This is a genomic window from Nitratireductor sp. GCM10026969, from assembly GCF_042660605.1.
Classification (GTDB): domain Bacteria; phylum Pseudomonadota; class Alphaproteobacteria; order Rhizobiales; family Rhizobiaceae; genus Chelativorans.
The window spans coordinates 1-3,830 of record NZ_JBHSUM010000241.1; the positions used below are offsets into that span (position 1 = coordinate 1).

The 3,830-nt window shown below is 65.9% G+C and carries 4 protein-coding genes and 1 pseudogene; 1 reads left to right on the forward strand and 4 read right to left on the reverse strand.

All coding sequences use genetic code 11. The features are described 5' to 3' along the window. Positions 1-440, reverse strand: a 440-nt coding sequence (locus tag ACFP9U_RS24170; RefSeq protein ID WP_378625347.1) for an ABC transporter ATP-binding protein, incomplete at its 3' end; no start/stop codon positions are given. Positions 441-809: 369 nt separating this feature from the next. After that, complete coding sequence (locus ACFP9U_RS24175; RefSeq protein ID WP_378625349.1) at positions 810-1,337, reverse strand: hypothetical protein; 528 nt, start codon at positions 1,335-1,337, stop codon at positions 810-812. A 136-nt stretch (positions 1,338-1,473) separates the two neighbouring features. Here ACFP9U_RS24175 and ACFP9U_RS24180 point away from each other — a divergent pair, with 136 nt between their 5' ends. Further along, on the forward strand, positions 1,474-1,779 hold the full coding sequence (locus ACFP9U_RS24180) for a hypothetical protein (RefSeq protein WP_378625350.1): 306 nt from the start codon (positions 1,474-1,476) through the stop codon (positions 1,777-1,779). A gap of 34 nt (positions 1,780-1,813) precedes the next feature. Here the strand turns inward: ACFP9U_RS24180 and ACFP9U_RS24185 are convergent, their stop codons facing one another. Together ACFP9U_RS24185 and ACFP9U_RS24190 are read right to left on the reverse strand one after the other, a co-directional pair. Continuing rightward, complete coding sequence (locus tag ACFP9U_RS24185; RefSeq protein WP_378625351.1) at positions 1,814-2,887, reverse strand: siderophore-interacting protein; 1,074 nt, start codon at positions 2,885-2,887, stop codon at positions 1,814-1,816. A gap of 145 nt (positions 2,888-3,032) precedes the next feature. Continuing rightward, positions 3,033-3,830: pseudogene (locus ACFP9U_RS24190) on the reverse strand (peptidase M14); the annotation flags it as partial.

Consider the following 3,830-nt stretch of genomic DNA (forward strand, 5'->3'; position numbering starts at 1 on the left):
GCCACGCGCTGGCGCTGGCCGCCCGAAAGCGCCGCCGGTGCGCGGTCGCCGAACTGCGTCAGCCCCACCATGGCCAGAGTCTGGGAGACGCGCGCTTCGCGTTCTGCCCGCGGCAGGCCGGCCACCTTGAGGCTGAAGCCCACATTCTCCGCTACCGACATGTGCGGCCACAAGGCGTAGTTCTGGAAGACGATCCCGACATTGCGCACCTCGGGCGGGGCGTGGGTCCCCGGCGCGGAAAGCGACCGCCCGCCCACAAGGACGCGGCCGCTGTCGACGGTCTCAAATCCCGCGATCAGGCGGAGCATGGTCGTCTTGCCGCAACCCGACGGTCCGAGAATGGCCACGAACTCACCGTTCGCGATCGAGAGGGAGACGTCGCGCACCACGGGCTTTCCCCCGAGGGACTTGCAAACCGACTGCAACTCGATGGCACTCATCCGGTCCCGCCTCTCGCTCGCGTGTTTGCACTCGTGTGCAACGCGATGGCGGAACGGATAGCGAAGGTTTGTGTCACGCACTTTACACGCCGATGACGGGCCGATGACATCTTCTCCCCGCCTCAGGGGCAGGGCAAAATCGCATCGAGGACGACCCCGTCGCCCGGAAAGCAGAGGGCTTATCCGGGACCTATCGGTTGGACCGTCATCGAGTACTGTTCTTCCTCGGAAACCGTCAGCGCATTCCGCGGAGGACAACCGTCGCTGCTCAACGGATCCCGGCGCGACGCGGCGTTGCCGCTTGGCCGGATGACGAGGACAGCAGCCCTCCTGCTGTTCGAGGCGCCGGCATAGGCCGGCAACCATGCATCAGTGAATGGACCGCGAGATTGTCGGATCCCGGTCGTTCTCGGATGACCGCCCGCCGATCCTGGCGAGAACGTGGACGGGGATGGGCATCATGATCCTGTCGGAGGCCTTCAGGCTGAGCGCGAACGCCCCCGCGGTCATGGCGACGTCCTCGCAAAACTGTGGGCAGCACAGACTTTGCAGGCAATAATCCACCGTTGGCTGGTCCGCGTTCTGGATTCCTGAGATCAGCCCGAGAACAAGGGCTTCGTCGCGGCAGATGAACGGGGCGCCCGACCGGAACATGCGCAACGGACAGACCGCGCACACGCCCAGCGTCTTCACGAACCCGGCGAGCGCGATGATTGCATCGGCCCCGTTCTCCTCGCCGAGAAGGCGGCGATAAAGGCGCTGAGCATCGACCCAGGGTTCGGTCGAACGCGTGGCATATCCGTGGGTCCAGCAGCGGTAGCCCTCCAGCACGAGTTTCTCGGCGGGACGCTCGAAATAGCGGCACGGATCGTCAAGCTCGTTTCGCCTCTCCGGCATCTGCGGTCCTCCGGATGGTTGCGCCCCTTCCTCTCAGGCGTCATCGAACGCATCCTAGCATAAACTTGACTTTTTTGGTAAGGTATTATGTATCGGAAGGAGCAGGATTTCAGAAGGCGCCGGGAGGCGTTGCGACATGATGCATTTCGGTTTCCCCGAGCCACGGCCTCTCCCTGGCGGGCCCGGTCAGGATACGCCTTGCCGCGAGCAGCATACGGTTGAGATCGAACAGCTGCGGCGCGCCGTCCGCGAGGCCAAGCAGGCTGCCGCCGAGAGCCTTTCGCGCGCGATGGAAGCGCCCGGACCGCACGATACGACCAACACGGTCTTCGTCGCGCTGTTCGAAGCCCATTGCCTGGATCGCGAGGTGCTATTTGCCGCGATGCGCCGTCTGGACGCCGCCTGCAAGGCGCCCGGGAATTCCGCCCACAAAGGCGATTGAAACCAGCGGGTCTGCGGCCGTTTCGGATCGCGCTTCAGTGGGCGCCGGCAGAGCCGCGCCGCCAGTAAGCGACGGCCAGATGCTGCGCCCTGGGCAAGCGCAAGGCCGTGCGCAAATGCCTGCGGATGGTCTTGAAGGCGGAGAACTCGCAGCCGGCCCACACGAAGACATCCGGGTCGTCGCCGTGCAACTGCAGGCTCTTCAGCGCTTCCGACAGAAGGTCCGTGCTGCCGGCCGGACGCCCCTCGCGCGGTAGCCAGGCGAAATCGAGCGCGGCCCGGGTTTCAAGCGGCTGAATCTCTGCCGTATCGGCGATCTCCACGCGGGCGACGGCCTCCGCCTCCTCCGGCAGGTTCTCGAGGATCCGGCCGATGGCGGGCAGAGCCGTCTCGTCACCCAGGAGCACGAGCTTGCGCGCCTTCGGCACGCCGCCGCCGCCCGGTCCTGTCATACCGACGATATCGCCCGGCTTTGCCCGTGCCGCCCATCCGGCGCCCGGATAGTCGTCGCCCCCGTGCAAGACCATATCGATCTCCACCAGCCCCCGAGGCACGTCGATCCGGCGGATGGTATAGACCCGCGCCACGGGCCGGTCTTCGTCGTCGGGCCAGACCGCATCGCCGTTCTTGCCGATCCGCGGCCAGACAGGTCTTTCCGCGCCTTCGGGCGGAAACAGGAGCCGGACATGAAGCCCGTCACGGGCAAAGCGCGCCAGATCCTCGCCCGCCAGCCGGACGCGGCGCAGGCGCGGCGTGACGTCGGTCACCGACACCACGCGCATCTCGCGGAAATAGGGCAGCAGCATCCCGGGCTTGTTGTCGCTTTCCCAGTCGGGCTGGAGGCGCCTGTCGAGCGTGGAGAGGCGATAGGTGAGCCCGAGTTGAAGATAGGCAAGCGAAGTGCGATCCTTTGCCTCGAGCAGGATTTCGAAGCCGCTGTCCTGCGGCCGCAGCGCGATCCGCCCAAACGCATGCGCCACCCGCCAACCGCCTTCTGCCCTTTCCACGGCACCGCCCTCGGCCCCTTCCTGAACGGCCTTGAGAATACCTGACTCCGACACGCCGGCGAGCGTGGCGCGAGCATGGAAACGATCGGATGCGGTGGTCATGGAAGCGCTGCCTCGGCAAGACGAAAGGATTTCCTGACATTTACAGTCGACTTTATGCCTTGGCAAGAAAGCAGAAGCGGAACGGCGAGGCTCCTTGCAGCCACGCCCTCGCAACCCTGAGGATGGTGGAAAAAATCGCCGCGGCTCAGGACAGCATCATCTGCCGGAACGCGTGATAGGCTGCCAGCACCGTCTCCATCTGCGCGATGTGCGCCTGCACGAAGTCCGCACCCGTGATCGTCTCGTCGGGATATTCGGTGATCAGTGTCAGCGGGGCCGCATGCCGCGTCTCGGTGCCGATGAGACAGGGAACACCATTGACGATGCTGAAGCCCGTCTCGCCGGCGTGGATCTCGAAAAGCGCGACCTGCGCCTCGTTGAAGGCCCTGAGGCCGGGAACGCAGTCGAGATGGGCGGTGACCGCCTCGATGAGGCGCGCGCCGCGTTCCTCCCAGTCGGGATGATGGCGCAGCACGAGGAAGAAGCCCTTGGGGATCGTCCACATCTCGAAACCGCGCGGGACATAGCCTGTCAAGGGCCGCGTCCATTCATGCGCGGGGTAGCCGTGCAGGTTCACGTGGAGCTTTGGCGCGCAAAGCGCCTCCGCCTGCCGCCTTATGTCCTTTTCGAAACCGGCCTCACCCTCGGCCGGCTCGGGCTCGAACTCCAAGTCGTTGCCGAAGGCGGTATACCGCGCGGCGTGATGCATGTGGGCGGGATGCGCGGCGCAAAGGTGGTGATGCAGGGCGTAACCGTCGGGATTTTCGAGCGGCGAGACGGCGAAATGCGCTTCCGGCAGGGCTGCCAGCCGCTTTGCGGCCCTCAGCGCGCCGACCACGCCCGAGGTCTCGTTGGCGTGCTGTCCGCCGCTGATCATCACCGCCGGGTCCGTACCCGGGCGGTAAAGCCCCTCGACCGTGCGGGCGGCGCGCGAGCGGGCGGT